The following is a 16,556-nucleotide window of genomic DNA, read 5'->3' on the forward strand; positions in this document are numbered from 1 at the left end:
GGACCCCGGTCGGGTGAGCGGGTTCCGCGCTGCGTCAGCCGACCGCCGCGACGACCTCGGCCACGCCACCCGCGACCGACTTGGCCTGCTCGACCGTCGGCGCCTCGACCATCACCCGGACCAGCTGCTCGGTGCCCGAGGGCCGCAGCAGGATGCGCCCGGCGTCGCCCAGCTCGGCCTCGGCCGCGCGCACCGCCTCCTGCACCGATCGAGCGGTCGCGACCTTGTCGCGGTCGGCCACCGCCACGTTGACCAGGATCTGCGGCAGCGCGCTGACCACGGAGGCCAGCTCGGCCAGGCTCTTGCCGGTGGCGGCCATGCGGGCCATCAGCCGCAGCGCGGTGAGCACGCCGTCGCCCGTGGTGGCGTGGCCGGGCAGCACCACGTGCCCGGACTGCTCGCCGCCCAGGCTGAAACCGCCCGCGCGCAGCTCCTCGAGCACGTACCGGTCGCCGACCTGGGTGGTGCGCAGGGCGATCCCGGCCTCGCGCATGGCGATGTGCAGGCCCAGGTTGCTCATCACGGTGGCCACGAGCGTGTCGCCGACCAGCTCGCCGGCATCGCGCATGGCCAGCGCCAGCACGGCCATGATCTGGTCGCCGTCGACCTCGGCGCCGGTGGCGTCGACGGCGAGGCAGCGGTCGGCGTCGCCGTCGTGGGCGATGCCCAGGTCGGCCCGGTAGGCCAGGACCGCCTGCCGCAGGGGCCCGAGGTGGGTCGACCCGACGCCGTCGTTGATGTTGAGCCCGTCCGGCTCGGCGTGCAGCGCGATCACCTCGGCCCCGGCGCGCCGGTATGCCAGCGGGGCGGCCTCGGAGGCGGCGCCGTGGGCGCAGTCGACGACGACCTTGATGCCGTCCAACCGGGTGCGGGTGCTGCGCAGGAGGTGCTCGGTGTAGCGGCCGATCGCGTCGGGCAGGTCGCGCACGCGCCCGATGGCGGCACCCGTCGGGCGCGCCGTGGGGCCGGGCATGCCCGCCTCGATCGCGTCCTCGAGCGCGTCGGGCAGCTTGTGCCCGCCGGAGGCGAACAGCTTGATGCCGTTGTCCGGCATGGCGTTGTGCGACGCGGAGATCATCACGCCCAGGTCGGCGTCCAGCGCCGCGACCAGGTGCGCCACGGCGGGGGTCGGCAGCACGCCCACCCGCAGCGCGTCGGCGCCCGCCGAGGTGAGCCCGGCCAGCACCGCGGCCTCCAGCATCTCGCCGCTGGCTCGCGGGTCGCGCCCGACGATGGCGACGGGTCGGTGGGACCGGTCGCGCTCGGCGAGCACGCGGGCGGCGGACGCGGAAAGCGCGACGGCGAGCTCCGGGGTGAGGAGCTCGCCGTTGGCCAGTCCGCGGACGCCGTCGGTACCGAACAGACGGCCGCCCAAGGTCAGCGCTTGCTGTACTGAGGCGCCTTGCGGGCCTTCTTCAGACCGTACTTCTTGCGCTCGATGACCCGCGGGTCGCGGGTGAGGAAGCCGGCCTTCTTCAGCGGCGGGCGGTCCTCGGAGTCGGCCTCGATCAGGGCCCGGGCGATGGCCAGGCGCAGCGCGCCCGCCTGGCCGGAGGTGCCGCCGCCGTGCAGGTTGGCGAAGATGTCGAAGCGCTCGGTCTTCTCCACCGTGACCAGGGGCTCCCGGATCAGCTGCTGGTGCAGCTTGTTCGGGAAGTACTGCTCGAGCGACTTGCCGTTGAGCCGGAACTGCCCGCTGCCCGGCATCAGCCGGACGCGCACCACGGCCTCCTTGCGGCGGCCGACGGTCTGGATGGGCCGGTCGGCGAAGGCCGGGACCTCGGGGGCGGACAGGTCCACCTCGAAGTCCTCGACGTCGGTGACGTCGGCGTCCTCGACGTCGTCCTGGTACTCGGCGTCGGCGTCGGCCTCGACGATGTCGACGCCGGCGTCGTCAGCGGCGTCGGCGATCTCGGTGGCCTCGGCGTCGACGGCAGCCTCCTCGACCGCCTCGATCTCCGGCTCGGGGGTGGTCACGGGCTGTCCCTCTTCCACAGACTCGGTGCCGGTCGCCTCGGGGTTGCTCACTGGGCGACCTGGGTGATCTCGAACGCGGCAGGCTTCTGCGCGCTGTGCGGGTGCTCGGGGCCCGCGTAGACCTTGAGCTTCTTGCTCATGGCGCGGCCGAGCCGGTTCTTCGGGAGCATTCCCTTGATCGCCTTCTCGACCAGGCGGTCCGGGTGCTTCTCGATCATCTCGCCGACCGAGCGCTGGCGCAGGCCGCCCGGGTAGCCGCTGTGCCGGTACACGAACTTGTCGGTCCGCTTGTTGCCGGACACCGCGATCTTCTCGGCGTTGATGATGACGACGAAGTCGCCGGTGTCCATGTGCGGCGCGAACATCGGCTTGTGCTTACCGCGCAGCAGGGTGGCGGCCTGGACGGCCAGCCGGCCGAGCACCACGTCCGTAGCGTCGATCACATGCCAGGCGCGGGTGATATCGCCGGGCTTGGGGCTGTACGTGGACACGGACCTACCTCGTCGCTGTCGTCTGCTCTTCCGAGTTGCTCGGGAGCTGCTTTCGGTGCGGGGGTGCAGCGGGAACCAGAAGCCCCGACGGGCCGTCGCAGCCGTGGCACCACGGTTGCGGGCATCCACCCACCGCACTGTCGAAGAACGAGAGTACCCGCCGCCGCGGAGCGGGGTCAAAACGCCCCCTCCCCAGCGCCGCCGGGCACCGGGGCCATCTCCCGGCTACGCCATCCGGTGGGGTCGGTTCGCCCGGGCGCGATGCCAGGAGGGGCTTCCCGGGGCGGAAAACAGCCACCGGCCCGGACCCCGCTGGGCAGCGGTGTCCGGGCCGGTGGTCGGGTGGCGGGCCGCCGGGTGGGACGGCCCGCCTGCCTATCGCCAACGCGCGGCGTTGGCCTGCTCGACGCGGCGGTACCCCTCGTGCGCGGAGCCGAGCGCCACCCCGATCTGGCTCAGCACCTGGGCGAGGTCGGCCGCCGCGACGTCCCAGTTGCGCTGCGCCGTGCGGTACTCCTCGGCCGCGGCGCCGTCCCAGGAGGCGACCAGCGGCGCCAGCATCCGCTTGAGCTCGTCGAGCCGGGTCTTGATCCGGTTGGCGGTGCCCGCGACGTCCGCGTGGGCGGCGTCGAGCGCCCCGAAAGTGACCTTGATCTCACCCATCGTCGTCTCCCCTCAGCCCAGCGCCGCGCGGATGTTCGACAGGCCGGCCGCGTTCTGCTCCTCGTGCGCCCGGTAGTCCTGGCCTGCGCCGCCGATCGACTGGCCGATGGTGCGCAGCGAGTCGTTGATGATGCGGGCGTCCGCGTCCCAGCGGTCCATCAGCCGGCCGAACGCCGCGGCCGCGTCACCGCGCCAGGCGCCGGCCAGCGGCGCCAGCCGGGCGCGCAGCATGGCGAGGTCGGACTGCACGGTGTCGTTCACCGTGAGGACCTGCTTGCCCGCGCGGTCCATCTCCTCGGTCGTCGCACCGAAGCCGTCGTTCATCATGGCCGATCACTCCCCGTTCGAATCCGTTGCCGGAACGGTCGCAGGACCGGTGGGGTCGGCGGGGCGGAACGGGCGAAAACGTGTGCGGGTGCGAACCCGGCCCGCGTGCGGCACCGGCTCACCCCTCGTCCGGCGCGGGCGGCGCCCACGCCAGCTGGACCCGGCGGGCGCCGCGGCGCCGGTCGACCAGCACCCCGCGCCCCGGCGGGCCGGGGGCCGGGCGGACCGACTCCACCAGCGCGCCCTCGTCCGGGCTGCCGTTGAGCACCAGCCCCGGCGCGCCCAGCTCGCGCAGCCGCCCGAGCACCGGGTCGAACAACGAGCGCCCCGCGCCGCCGCAGCGCCGCGCCAGCACCACGTGCAGCCCCACGTCCTTGGCCTGCGGCAGGAACTCGGCCAGCGCCAGCAGCGGGTGCGCCACCCCGCCGCCGGGCGCGACCAGGTCGTAGTCGTCGACCAGCAGGTACACCTCCGGCCCGCTCCACCAGCTGCGCTCGCGCAGCTCGCGGGCGGTGACCTCGGGCCCGGGGAGCCTGCGGCGCAGCGACTCGGCGATCTCCGCCGCGGCCGCGGCGGTGGCGTCCGCGGTGCTCGGGTAGCCGATCAGGTGCGACGCCGGGACCGCGCCGAGCAGCGTGCGCCGGTGGTCGACGAGCACCACGCGGGCCTCGTCCGGCCCGTGCCTGCTGGTGATCGCCCCGGCCAGCAGCCGCAGCAGCCCGGTCTTGCCGCTCTCGGCGTCGGCGAAGCAGACCAGGTGCGGTTCGACGGCGAAGTCGACCACGACCGGGGCCAGCTCCTCGTCGACGCCGATCGCGATGCCCGAGGCCGGCACCGGCAGCTCGTCGTGGGCGATGAGGTCGGGCAGCAGCCGCACGGGGTGGATGCCGGGCCCCGGCCACGCCCGCGCGACCGCCTCCACCAGCGCCGCGGTGTCGCCCGTGGCCAACCGGGGCGCCGCGACGACGGCGGGCGCGCCGTCCGGGGCGAGCCCGTGGCCCGGGCGGGCCGGCACGGCGGCGGCCGCCCGCCTGTCGATCTCGGACTCGGCGGGCTCGCCGAGCCGCAGCTCCACGCGGCTGCCGATCAGGTCCTTCAGGGCCGGGCGCAGCTCGCTCCACCGGGTCGCCGACACGGCCAGGTGCAGCCCGAAGGCCAGCCCCTGGGCGGCCAGCCCGAGCAACCGGTTCTCCACGTCGTCGAACTCGCCGCCGCGCAGCGTCAGGTAGCCGTCGACGACGAGCAGCAGGTCGGTGGCCGGCTCGTCCGCGAACTCCCCGGCCGCCCGCCGGGCCCGGAACGCCTCGACCGAGGCCACCCCGGCGTCGCGGAAGAGCCGCTCGCGGCGGCCCAGCGCGGCCGAGAACTCGGCGACCGTGCGCCGCACGAGGTCGGGCTCGTGGCGGTCGGCCACCGTGCCCACGTGCGGGAGCCCGGCCAGCACGGCCAGCGCGCCGCCGCCGAAGTCGAGCAGGTGCACGCCGAGCTCGGCCGGGGTGTGGGTGAGCGCGAGGCCCAGCACGGTGGCGGCCAGCGCGGTCGACTTGCCCGAGCGCGGGCCGCCGGCCACCGCCAGGTGCCCGCTGCCACCGGCCAGGTCGACCGGCAGCGGGTCGCGGCGCTGCTGGTAGGGCCGGTCGACCAGGCCGATCGGGACGCGCAGGTCGGCGCCGCCGGGGGCGCGCAGGCCCGCCCCGGCCAGCTCGACGACCTGGCCCAGCACCTCGTCCAGCGGCGGCGGGTCGGCCAGCGGCGGCAGCCAGACCCGGTGCGCGGGCGGACCGTCGCCCACCATCGCCGCCAGCACCGCGTCCAGGACGGTGGGGCCGCCCGCGTCGTCGGCCTGCGGCGGCCGCGGCGCCCGCCCGGGGACCGGCGCGGGCTCCGCGACCGGGGCGAGCCCGAAGAGGTGAGCGCGGGCGTCCGGCGGCACCGGACCGGGCTCACCCGCCGGGGCGGCCGGGACCGAGACGCACGCCGCCCGGAACCGGATCAGCTCCCCGGTCCCGGTGGCCAGGAAGGCCGACCCGGGCGCGGGCGGCAGGTGGTGGGCGTCGGGCACGCCGAGCACGGCCCGCGACTCGCCCGCGGAGAACGTGCGCAGCGCGATCCGGTAGGACAGGTGCGACTCCAGCCCGCGCAGCCGGCCCTCGTCCAGCCGCTGCGAGGCGAGCAGCAGGTGCAGCCCCAGCGAGCGGCCGAGCCTGCCGATCGTGACGAACAGGTCGACCAGCTCCGGGCGCTGGGCCAGCAGCTCGGAGAACTCGTCGACGACCACCACCAGCGCGGGCAGCTGCGGCACCCGGGCCCCGGCCCGGCGCGCGGCCTCCAGCTCGGCGACGCCGGTCAGGTTGCCCGCCGCGCGCAGGACCTCCTGCCTGCGGTTGATCTCACCGGCCAGCGCGTCGGCCATCCGGTCGACCAGCGTCAGCTCGTCGACCAGGTTGGTGATCACGGCCGAGACGTGCGGCAGCCCGGCCAGCCCGAGGAACGTGGCGCCGCCCTTGAAGTCGACGAGCACCAGGTTGAGCTCGGCCGACGAGTGCGTGGCCGCCAGCCCCAGCACCAGGGTGCGCAGCAGCTCGCTCTTGCCCGACCCGGTGGCCCCGACGCACAGCCCGTGCGGGCCGCTGCCGCCCTGGGCCGACTCCTTGAGGTCCAGCGCGACGGGCAGCCCGCGCTCGTCGACGCCGATCGGGACCCGCAGCCGGTCGGCGTCGACGCGGGCGCGGCGCCGGCGCAGGGCGGCGATCCCGGCCGCTCCCGGGCCCAGCCCGAGCAGCTCGGGCAGGCCGTGGCCGCCGGACCGCCCGGGGCCCGCCGACTCCGCGCCCGCCGGCCGGTAGCGGGCCAGCCGCCGGGCCAGCGCGACGGCCTCGGCCCGGCTCACCGCGTCCGGGACGCCGACCGGCGCGTTCTCCGCGCCGCGCCGCAGCTGCCCGGCGCCGACCCGCAGCCGCAGCACCGTCGGCCCCGGGGTGCGCCCGGGCGGCGCACCGACCCGCAGCACGGTGACCCCGGCGACGCCCGCCCACGGCCCCGGCGCCTCCGCCGCCCCGTCCACCACGACCAGCAGCTGCGGCTCGCCGCGCCCGGGGCCCTGGGCCCGCCCGGCCAGCTCGGCCTGCCACCACAGCCGCAGGTCGTCGGCGTCGACGGTGACCATCCTGGTCGGGCCGACGGCGTCGCGGCGGCGGGGGTGGGCCGCGTGCGGCAGCCACTTGACCCAGTCCCACTCGCCGGCCATCCGGGCCGGGGCGACAACCGCGAGCAGCGCGTCGGCCGGGCTGTGCCACAGGACGTACTGCGCGACCAGCGCCCTGGCCAGGTCGCGGGCCGCGGCCGGGTCGCCGCCCGGCTCCGCCGCCTCCACCCAGACGACGTTGGTGGCCTGCACCGACAGCGCGACCGGCAGGTCGGGGACCGCGGCGTGGCCGAGCAGGAACCGGCGCAGCGCGAGCGCGGTGACCGGCTCGATGCCGTCGACCGGGCCGGTCTGCGGCGCGACCAGGTGGGTGGCCAGCCGCTGGACGCCGTGCCCGATGCGCAGCTGCCCGAAGTCGGGCTCGCCCGGGCTGCGCTCCCACAGCCTGCCCTCGGCGAGCACGGCGGGCCACGCCGCGGGCTCCGGGTGCACGGCCTCCAACGCGGTGCGCTGGTCGGCCGCGATGCGCCGGACCGTGCGCCGCAGCGACGACAGGTAGCGCAGGTAGTCGCGCCGCTCCTCGTCGACCGCCGCCGCGCGCCCACCTCCCGAGCGACCGCCCCCGGCCAGCAGCATGCCCAGCGTCGAGACCATGAACATGCCGCCGAACAGCCACGACGTCGGGTTCTGCACGCCGAGCACGGCGATGAACCCGACCGAGGCGAGCAGCATGACGACCGGCAGCAGCCGCAGCAGCAGCCCGGAGGGCACCACCCGCTCCGGCTCCGGCGGCGGCTCCAGCACGAGCTCGCCGCCCGGCATGGCGGGCGGCACCCGGTCGGTGCGCGGTACCGCGACGGTCCCCATGGCCGACCCCCACCAGTTCTGCGGAAACGCCCCGCCGACCGGTGGGGCGCTGCGATGCTAAGCACCGGCCCGGCCCGCCCGTGGCCGTTTCGGGGAAGTCGTCCCGCCGCCGTCGCGTCCACTGTGGAGGTGCGCCCGTGTCCACGGCCACGACCTACTGCCGGCTCACCGTGCTCGCCCCGCGCACCCGCGTCGACGTCGCCCTGCCCGCCGACATCCCGGTCGCCGAGCTGGTGCCGATGGTGCTGGAGCTGGTCGGCGAACCCGCCCCGGGACGGCCGCCGCGGCCGTGGCGCCTGCGCGGACCGGCCGGCGGACCGCTCCCGGCCGCCGCCACCCTCGCCCAGCTCGGCGTGCTCGACGGCGAGATGCTGCGGCTCTCCCCCGACGGCGCCGCCCCCGCACCGCCCGTGTTCGACGACCCGGTCGACGCGCTGGCCGACACCGCGGCGCCCATGCGCGCCGCGCAGCGCCGCTGCCTGGCCGCCCTGGTGCTGGTCGTGGCCGGGGCCGCGGCCGCCGTGCTCGCCACGGGCGGGATCGTGGGCGGCCTGGTCGCCGCCGCGGCCGCCGTCGTCGCGGTCGTCGCCGCGGGCAGGCTCGACGACGACCGCACGGCCGCCCTGGTCGCCGCCGTGGCCGCCGTCCCGCTGGCCGCGGCGGCCGGCTGGGCGCTGCTGCCCGCGGCGAGCGGAGCGGCCCGGCTGCTGCTGGCCGCGCTGGCCGCCGGGGTCACCGCCGCGGCCGGGCAGGTGACGGTGCGCGTGCTGGCCCCGGCGCTCGTCGCCGCGGTCACCGCCGCCGTGCCGACGATGCTCGGCTGCCTCGCGGTGATCTGGTTCGACGCGCCCCCGGCCGCCACCGCGGTCGGGGTCGGGGTGCTGGCCGTGGTCCTCGGCCCGCTGGTGCCCCGGGCCGCGCTGCGGCTGTCCGGCCTGCCGCGCCCGGTCGTCCCCGCCGACGGCGGCGAGCTCACCGACCCCGACCGCGACGCCGACGTCCTGCCCCCCGACGAGCTCGCCGAACGCGCCGCCCTGGCCCGCGGCTACCTGGCCGGCCTGGTCGCCGGCTGCGCGACCGTCGCCGCCGTGGGCGCACTCGCCGGAGCCGCCGCCACCGGCAGCTGGGCGGGCCCCGTCCTGGCCGGGATCACCGCGGGCGTGCTGGGCCTGCGCTCCCGCGGCTTCGCCGACCCCACCCCCACCTGCGCCCTGCTGGCCACCTCCGCCGCCACCGCCACCGGCCTGGTCGCGCTGCTCGCGCTGGCCGACCCCGTCCTCGCCGCCCCCATCGGCGCCGCCGTCCTCCTGCTGGCCGCCGCCGCGGCCGTGGCCTCCCTGCACCGCACCCGCCCCGCCGGCTCCCCCGTCGCCCGCCGCGCCGTCGACTTCCTCGAGTACGGCCTCACCATCGCCGCCGTCCCCGTGGCCCTGGCCGCGATGGACCTGTTCACCCTGGCCAGCCGCATCTGATCCGCCCACCCCCGCACGGCAGCGCCTCCCGCCGCCCCGGGTCCGAACGAGACCCACTCTCGTCCCACCCACCAGAACGAAAGCCACTCTCGTGCCCACGGGGTGGCGCCACGCCGCGCGAACGCGCCGCTCGCCCCACGTCGCCGGCCGACCGCGCCACTCGCTCACCCGAGCCGAACGAAAGCCACTCTCGCTCCGCCGAGGCGGCGCGCAGCGCCGCGAGGCCCAGGCACGGGGGCGCAGCGCCACTCCTCCCCCGAGGCCCCTGCTCGATCCGAGGTCGCCCGCCGCGCAGGTTCGGGCGGAGCAACAGCGACCTCATCGGGCGGCCTGCAGCCGAGTGCGGCTGCCACCCGTGCCCTACGGGAGCGCTTGAGCTGCTAAGAGCGCAGGCGACCGCCACCTACCGGGGGTCGTTTCGCTTGGGAAATATGCGTGACACATCAGATGTGATATGCATATGTAATGGATCGACTGGACCAGCTCCTGGGGGTGATTGCACTCGGAGTGCTGGATCGGTTGCGTGCAGCGGTCAGCGACGAATCCGGCGTCAGCGAGGCCGAGGCGGGCGCGCTCGTGCACATACAAGCGTGGCCGGGCGGATCGGTGGGCGAACTGGCCGGCGTCGTCGGACGCTCCCAGCCGGCCGCCGTGCGCCTGGTCGACCGACTCGTGGAGCGCGGACTCGTCCGACGCGAGCCCGGGGCGGATCGCCGAACGGCTGCCCTCGTGCTGACGAAGGCGGGCTCGCGGGTAGGCGAGGAGATCCTGGCGGCGCGTGCGAGGACGCTGGCCACGCTGCTCGGCGACCTGTCCGATGCTGAGCGCCGAACGCTTGAACGCCTGCTCAACCGTGTCGCGGCCGGCCTGGCGACCAACCGGACCGGCGCGATCCGGGTCTGCCGGCTCTGCAACCGGGACGCGTGCTCGTCCGGGGCCGCATGTCCGCTCCAGCACACCACAGGGTCACTCCGTTGACGCCCAACGCGCGCAATCGCGCATACGCGCGCGATCGCCCGCACGACCTGCGCCTTTCGGCGCACCCGTCGGCGCTCACGCTCGCGATCGCTGGCTCTGCGACAGTCGCGACCGCCTTCGGCATGGCCCGCTACGGATACGGACTGCTGCTGCCCGACATCCAGGACAACCTCGGACTTGCCACGCCACGCTCGGGGCAATCGGCACGCTCGCCTACGTCGCTTATGTCGTCACAACGACCCTGGTCACCCGGTGTATCGCCGCCGCCGGTCAACGCGCGACCGTCGTCGCCGGTGGGCTGTTGGCCGTGGCCGGGACGATCGTCATCGCCCTGGCGCATGGCCCGGCCCTCCTCGCCATCGGGGTGGCGAGCGCCGGGCTCGTACAACCCCCGTTCGCCGACGCCGTCGACAGGCTGCCCGCGACCGTGCGCGCACGGACCCTCGCGACGATCAGCTGCGGCACCGGATGGGGCGTCGCGATCGCGGCGCCGATCGCCATCGCGGCGGCCGAGGCGTGGCGAAGCGCATTCCTCGGCTTCGCCGTCTGCGCCACCGCGAGCACCCTGTTCGCCGCATTTGTCCTGCCGGGCCCTCGAACCCGCAATCGCACCCTCGACAAATCCGCCCCGACCGGCCCGCCAGCACGAGGTCACAGTGCGCCACGACCTGGCCGCGCCGTGCTGCCGATGTTTGCTGGTGCCCTGCTCATCGGGCTCGGCAGCGCCCCGTTCTGGACCTTCGCCGTCGATGCCGTGCGCGCCGCCGGCCTCGACCAGACCGCCGGACGCGCGCTGCTCGGCGTGGCCGGTGTCACCAGTCTCCTGGCCAGCGGCGCCGCGGACGTGATCCGGCGTCTCGGAGCGACGTGGACGTTCGTACTCTGCGCGCTCTTGGAGGCAGCCGCGATCGCGACCGTCGGACTGGCGGCGAACCACGTCGTCGCGGTGATGGTCGCCGCCGCTGTATTCGGCGCCGCCTACAACACGATCGTGAACGTCACCGTCCTCTGGGGGACCCGGCTCTACCCCGACCAGCCATCCGCCGGCTCGGCTGCAGCAGTCAAGGTCCAGGCCATCGGCCTGCTCTGTGGCCCGCTGATCGGCGGCTCCGTCGCCGAGGCGATCGGCCTCACCGCCACCCTCCTCGGCGGGGCCGCGATCGTCCTCGCCGCTGCGCTCTTCGCGCCTCGCACAGACGTCATCCAAAACGCCTCTGAATGACACCTCCCGGTAGTACGCCGAGCCGGGCAGCCGTGCATCTGGACCGCGTTCAACCTGCCGTCAAAGTGTGCTCAAACGTCGCTTGACGGCGCCGTCGGAGGCCCCCGTAGTAGCGCAGGAGCCCGGTAGCCCGAGAGACCCTCAGCGCAGCGTCTGCACCGCGACCATCGCGTCCGCCAGGTCCAACGGCGCCCCGAGAGGCAGCAGGTCCAGCACCGCACCCGGTGCCGGCTCCACCGCCCCCACCCCCAGCGCCGCGGCGGTGGCCTCGTCGGCCACCCGGTGCACGACCCCGTTCGGCCCCACCAGCAGCACCTGCCCGCCGGCGTCCACCGGGTCGATCCGGTTGAGTGCGGGGTCGCGCGCGATCGAGTCGGGCTCGTCGTCGCGTTCCGGCGCCCCGTCCTCGGTGCTGCCTCCGGAGCGCTCGTCGGGGACGGGATCGTCGTCGGTGCGCACCGCGCCGCCCGCGCCCGTCCACACCGCGTCCACCCGGTCGCCCGGCCCGTCCGCCTGCACGAGCGCGACGGGCTCGGCGCCGGCGGGCAGCGGCAGGGCGGTGCCGGTCCAGACCTCGCCGGTCCGCTCGCCGGCCGGTGTCCACGTCCAGCAGGTCACCGGGGCGGTGGCGGGGTCGTCGAGGCGGGGGCGGGCGGCCGGCCAGTCGGCGACGTCGAGCGCGCGGCGGGGTCGGGCGTCGGCCGGCACCCGGGCGTCGACCTCCCGCGCGGCCCGCGCTCCCGAGGCCACCCGCAGCAGGTCGGCCGCGACCTCGGGCACCCGCTGCACGCCGTCGGACAGGACCACGTAGTACTCGGCGCCGTCCTCGCCCGCGGTGACCAGCACGTCGCCGACTCGGCCGGGCAGGCCGTCTGGCGCCGGGTCGCCGCGGTCCGGGACGACGGGGGTCCGCAGCTCGGGGCCCTCGGGGAGCATCTCCAGCAGGGCGGGGTTGACGGGGCGGGGCACCTCGCGGGCGAGCCCGTAGGCGGCGAGGAGCCCGCCGTCGCCGACGTCGACGCGGAAGCGCCGGCCGCCGGTGACCAGCCAGGTGTCGTCGTCGGCCCCGCCCAGCAGGACGGCCCGGCCCGGGTCGGGCGGGCCGACCGGGGCGGCGCCGCCGATGACGGTGGTGCCGACGGCGGTGCCGTCCGCGGTGATCACGTCGCACACGGCCCACGACGGGGCGATCGTGGCGTCGGGGCGGGCGCCGTCGGCGCCGGCGACCGGGGCCGCTGCGGTCCGGTCCACGCCCTTCAGCGCCCGTTCGGGCAGCTCCTGGGCGCCTGCCGTGGCCGCGTCGGGGCGCCCGAGGGCGGCCAGCACGAGCCGGGCGGCGGCCAGGTCCTCGACCGGGACCAGCCGGCCCGCGCCGCCGGTGTCGACGGCGTAGAGGGTCTGCGCGCCGGTCACCGAGACGACGGCCTGCCGGCGCCAGTCGGGCTGGGGCGCGATCACCGCGTACAGGGCGGCCGCGCACAGGCCCAGCAGGCCGAGCGCGACGCCGGCCACGGCCGCGCGCCGCTGCGAGCGGATCTGCTCGTGCAGCAGCACCGCGTCGCCGCGCACGAGCGCGGCCTCCAGCCGGCGCAGGCCGAAGCGGTACGCGTCGGCCTGGTCGCGGGTGGCGGGCGCCCGCACGGCGGTCGGTCTGGGCACGTCAGGACGGTAACCACGGGGGTCGTCCGCCCGTGGGCGTTTGGACGAAGTGGACCCGGGCGGACGGCCGTGCTGGCGGAGAGCCGCCACCCGGTGCGGGTCAGGGCACCGAGATGGCGTCCAGGCGCTGCTTGATGAACGGCGCCGAGACGACCGGTTCCAGGTCGGGGCGCCGGCCGATCGGCGGGGCGAGCGGGGTGACGAGGGCGTCGTGGTCGAGCTCGTAGAAGTAGACGAGCGAGACCAGCTCCTCCTGCGGCGCGCCGGGCTGCGGCGGCAGCACGCGGTGGCGCCCGGACCGCCAGCGCAGGCCGGTCCAGTGGGCCAGCAGGTCGCCGATGTTGACGGTGAAGGCGTCGGGCTCGTAGGGCGCGTCGATCCAGCGCTCGGCGCCGCCGTCCTCGCCGAGGTCGACCTGCAGGCCGCCCGCGCCGGGTTCGCGGTCGAGGACCGTCACCGTGCCGAAGTCGGTGTGCGGGCCGATGCGGAACTGGTTGGGCGCCGGCTCGCCGACCTCGGTGAGCGGCGGGTAGCGGTTGATGTTGAACGTCCAGGTGGGCCGGTGGGCGAGCCGGGTGAGGGCGTCGGCGGGCAGGCCGAGCGCGCCCGCGCACAGCTCCAGCAGGTCGTCGGCGACGGTGCGCATCGCCGTCGTCCAGCGCCCGACGACGTCGGCCAGCTCGGGCACCTCGGCCGGCCAGACGTTCGGCGGGAACCACACGTCGTCGACCGCCGGGTCGCCGGTGCGGGTGTCGGCCCCGGCCGCGAACGACTCCTTGAGGTCGGGCGGGGTCGGCTCGCCCTCCACCCAACCGTTGGCCTCGACGCCCGGCGCGAGCCAGCCCCGGCCGCCGATCCGCACCGCGTACCGGTCCTTGACCTCGACGGGCAGCGCGAAGAAGCGGCGGGCCGCCGCGCGCACCTCGGCGCGCAGGTCGGCGTCGACCCCGTGCCCGGTGACCAGCAGGAACCCCGCCCGCTGCAGGGCGGAGTCGACCGCGGGGCCGACGTCGGGGTCGCCGGCGCGCCAGGCGCCCAGGTCGACGGTGGGGATCTCACCCGGGACCACACCTGAGCTCACTCGGCCTCCCCGATGTCCTCGTTCCACAGCGCCGGGTTGGCGGCGATGAAGTCGGTCATCATCGCCGCGCAGCGGTCGTCGTCGACCAGGTGGATCGCCACGCCGTGCTCGGCGAGCCAGTCGTGGCCGCCGTGGAAGGTGCGCGCCTCCCCGATCACGACGGTCCCGATGCCGAACTGGCGGACCAGCCCGGAGCAGTACCAGCAGGGCGACAGCGTGGTCACCATGATCGTGGAGCGGTAGTCGCGCTGGCGGCCCGCGGCGCGGAACGCCGAGGTCTCGGCGTGCATGGACGGGTCGTCGTCCTGCACGCGGCGGTTGTGCCCGCGCCCCAGCAGGGTGCCGTCGGCGGCGAACAGCGCCGCGCCGATGGGGATGCCGCCCTCGGCGAGCCCGGCCTGCGCCTCCTCGACGGCGACGGCCAGCAGTGCGCTCGTGTCCACCCGCTCAGCCTCTCACCGGCGGGCCAGCCGGGGGAACAGCAGCGCGTACAGGCCCGCCGCGAGGGCGAACCCGACCAGGAACGTCACGTCGCCGATGCCGGGGAGCGCGGCCGCCACCACCCCGGTGAACAGCTCCTGGTTGGAGAACAGCGGCACCGACACCACGATCCCGACCAGCATCGCGACCAGCCCGGCGTGGTTGGTGTAGGAGCGGTCGTAGAGCAGCTCGGTGGGCGCGGTGGACCGGCGCAGGTACTGGTCGGCCAGCACCACGCCCAGCCACGGCCCGATCCAGTACACGATGACCAGCAGGAACGCCTCGTAGCTGTGCGCGGCGTCGGCCAGCGCGAGCACCGCGATCACGAAGCCGACCACCCCGAACGCCAGCGCCACGGTGGCCCGCGCCCAGCGCAGCGGCACGTCGACACCCGTGCTCAGGAAGGCCATGGCGCCCGAGTAGACGTTGAGGATGTTGGCCGCGACCGCACCGAGCGCGATGCACAGCAGCGTCAGCCCGGCCAGCACACCGGGCAGCACGCCGACGTAGGACGTCGTCGGGTTGTCCGACGCGACGCCCACCGCGGCCGCCGCGCTCACCGAGGCCGCGCCGACGACCATCAGCAGCGTGGTCGACGCGAACAGCCCCGTCCCGGCGGCCAGCCCCACCTTCCGCGGCGGGGCGTCGGCGGGCAGGTAGCGGGTGTAGTCGGCGGCGTAGGGCGACCAGCCCGCCGTGTAGCCGAACACCGCGCCGAGCATCAGCAGGAACCCGCCGACACCGCCCGTCCCGCCGCCATCGGGCACGGCGGACGGGTCGGACGCCCCCAGCACGAACACCGCCCCGACCGCGAACACCACCGCCAGCACCGGGAACGCGAACCGCTCGAAGACCTGCACCAGGTTGTGCCCGAAGAAGGCCACCCCGATCTGCACCACGACCACGACGACCAGCCACAGCGGCGCGGGCCATCCGGTCAGCGAGTTCAGCGCGAAGGCCGCGCTGACGCTGTTCACCGCGAACCACCCGAACCCCGACGTGATCGTCATGAGCCCGGCGGGCAGCACGTTGCCGCGGTAGCCGAACGCCAGCCGCCCCAGCACCATCTGCGGCACGCCCGCCGCGGGACCGCGCGCCGACAGCACGCCGTGCGCCACGGCGGCCAGCCCGTTGCCGACCACGATCGCCGCCACGGCCTGCCAGAACGTCAGGCCGAACGCCTGCACCGCCAGCACCCCGACGAAGATCGTCGCGAACTCGAGGTTCGGCGAGGTCCAGGTCCAGAACAGCTGGCTGGGCCGGCCGTGCCGCTCGGCGTCGGGGATCGGCTCGTTGCCCCCCGGCTCGACGGCCACGACCTTGCCGCCGTAGTCGCGGTCCACGGGGCGGGGGACGGTCATGACGACCACTGTGCGTCCGCCGCGACCGCCGCACAATCGCCGAACACCACTGGTAACCCGCGCGAAACGCCCGGCCCCGATCTCCGCGCACCCCGTCCCGAGTTCAGGAGAGCCACGATCCGGAACCCGCAGGGCAGCATCGTGGCTCTCCTGAACTCCGGACGGGGCGGCCGGCGTCAGGGAGTGGGGGTGCGGAGGCGGCGGGTGGTGTCGGCTCGGGCGGCGAGGTCGGCGTCGGCGGGGTAGTCGACCCCGACCAGGGTGAGGCCGTGGGCCGGGGCGACGGCGACCTCGTTCGCGCGGACGCCGCGGGTGAGGAGGGCCGCAGGCCAGCCGGTGGGGCGGCGGCCGCGGCCGACGTCGAGCAGCGCGCCGACGAGGCTGCGGACCATCGAGTGGCAGAACGCGTCGGCCGAGACGGCGGCGGTGACCACGCCGTCGGCGTCGCGGGTCCAGGAGAGGTCCTGGAGCGCGCGGACGGTGGTGGCGCCGTCGCGGCGCTTGCAGAAGGCGGCGAAGTCGTGCTCGCCGAGCAGGGCGCGGGAAGCGGTGTTGACGGCGTCGAGGTCGACCGGGTGCGGCCAGGAGACGGTGTCGCGGGCGCGCAGCGGCTCGGCGCCGTGCGGAGCCGTCGCGAGGCGGTAGCGGTAGTGGCGGCGCAGCGCGGAGAACCGGGCGTCGAAGGCGTCGGGGACCGGGGTCGCCGCCCGCACCCGGACGTCGGGGGGCAGCAGCCGGGCCAGGCGCCGGACGAGCCACGCGGGGTCGGTGCCGTCGGGGGGGGGGGGGGGGCCGCACCCGCGGGGGGGGGCGGGGGCCGAACGGGAGGGCCG

Annotated in this window: 14 protein-coding genes; 3 read left to right on the forward strand and 11 right to left on the reverse strand. The window is 76.1% G+C overall.

Translation table 11 applies throughout. The annotated features are described in order from the left end of the window. Positions 1–34 precede the first annotated feature (34 nt). From glmM to eccCa, 6 genes are all read right to left on the reverse strand, one after another. The gene (gene glmM / locus KDL28_RS07730; protein ID WP_252436685.1) at positions 35–1,375 is read right to left on the reverse strand and encodes a phosphoglucosamine mutase; all 1,341 of its coding nucleotides are present in this window, start codon (positions 1,373–1,375) and stop codon (positions 35–37) included. Between the two features lie 2 nt (positions 1,376–1,377). Continuing rightward, positions 1,378–1,977 carry a 30S ribosomal protein S9 gene (rpsI, locus tag KDL28_RS07735; protein ID WP_252436686.1) on the reverse strand — a complete coding sequence of 200 codons (600 nt, stop codon included), beginning with the start codon at positions 1,975–1,977 and terminating at the stop codon, positions 1,378–1,380. A 47-nt stretch (positions 1,978–2,024) separates the two neighbouring features. Beyond that, a complete protein-coding gene (gene rplM, locus KDL28_RS07740) occupies positions 2,025–2,468 on the reverse strand; it encodes a 50S ribosomal protein L13 (protein ID WP_252436687.1) in 444 nt (147 codons plus the stop codon). 375 nt (positions 2,469–2,843) lie between these two features. After that, positions 2,844–3,131 (reverse strand): WXG100 family type VII secretion target, encoded by a 288-nt coding sequence (locus tag KDL28_RS07745; RefSeq protein WP_252436688.1) that lies wholly within the window; start codon positions 3,129–3,131, stop codon positions 2,844–2,846. A gap of 12 nt (positions 3,132–3,143) precedes the next feature. Next, positions 3,144–3,458 (reverse strand): WXG100 family type VII secretion target, encoded by a 315-nt coding sequence (locus KDL28_RS07750; protein WP_252436689.1) that lies wholly within the window; start codon positions 3,456–3,458, stop codon positions 3,144–3,146. A gap of 118 nt (positions 3,459–3,576) precedes the next feature. Next, entirely contained in the window at positions 3,577–7,470 is a 3,894-nt protein-coding gene (gene eccCa / locus KDL28_RS07755; RefSeq protein ID WP_252436690.1) for a type VII secretion protein EccCa, read from the reverse strand. Positions 7,471–7,607: 137 nt separating this feature from the next. On the opposite strand from eccCa, the gene eccD reads away from it, so the two are divergent. From eccD to KDL28_RS07770, 3 genes are all read left to right on the forward strand, one after another. Further along, complete coding sequence (gene eccD / locus KDL28_RS07760; RefSeq protein ID WP_252436691.1) at positions 7,608–8,942, forward strand: type VII secretion integral membrane protein EccD; 1,335 nt, start codon at positions 7,608–7,610, stop codon at positions 8,940–8,942. 465 nt (positions 8,943–9,407) lie between these two features. Next, positions 9,408–9,920 (forward strand): MarR family winged helix-turn-helix transcriptional regulator, encoded by a 513-nt coding sequence (locus KDL28_RS07765; RefSeq protein ID WP_252436692.1) that lies wholly within the window; start codon positions 9,408–9,410, stop codon positions 9,918–9,920. Between the two features lie 199 nt (positions 9,921–10,119). Next, positions 10,120–11,142: a YbfB/YjiJ family MFS transporter gene (locus KDL28_RS07770; protein WP_308215951.1), complete on the forward strand. Its 1,023-nt coding sequence runs from the start codon at positions 10,120–10,122 to the stop codon at positions 11,140–11,142. Positions 11,143–11,283: 141 nt separating this feature from the next. Here KDL28_RS07770 and eccB read toward each other — a convergent pair whose 3' ends face one another. From eccB to KDL28_RS07795, 5 genes are all read right to left on the reverse strand, one after another. Then, positions 11,284–12,801: a type VII secretion protein EccB gene (gene eccB / locus KDL28_RS07775; protein WP_252436693.1), complete on the reverse strand. Its 1,518-nt coding sequence runs from the start codon at positions 12,799–12,801 to the stop codon at positions 11,284–11,286. 100 nt (positions 12,802–12,901) lie between these two features. After that, complete coding sequence (locus KDL28_RS07780) at positions 12,902–13,882, reverse strand: isopenicillin N synthase family dioxygenase (RefSeq protein ID WP_252436694.1); 981 nt, start codon at positions 13,880–13,882, stop codon at positions 12,902–12,904. Continuing rightward, a complete protein-coding gene (locus KDL28_RS07785; protein ID WP_252436695.1) occupies positions 13,879–14,325 on the reverse strand; it encodes a nucleoside deaminase in 447 nt (148 codons plus the stop codon). The genes KDL28_RS07780 and KDL28_RS07785 overlap by 4 nt, the downstream gene beginning before the upstream one ends. A 12-nt stretch (positions 14,326–14,337) precedes the next feature. Then, a complete protein-coding gene (locus KDL28_RS07790; RefSeq protein ID WP_252436696.1) occupies positions 14,338–15,723 on the reverse strand; it encodes a purine-cytosine permease family protein in 1,386 nt (461 codons plus the stop codon). Positions 15,724–15,899: 176 nt separating this feature from the next. Beyond that, positions 15,900–16,556 (reverse strand): tRNA pseudouridine synthase A (locus KDL28_RS07795; protein ID WP_252436697.1); only part of this gene is annotated, 657 nt, incomplete at its 5' end.

It is taken from the genome of Pseudonocardia humida, assembly GCF_023898865.1.
GTDB lineage: Bacteria > Actinomycetota > Actinomycetes > Mycobacteriales > Pseudonocardiaceae > Pseudonocardia > Pseudonocardia humida.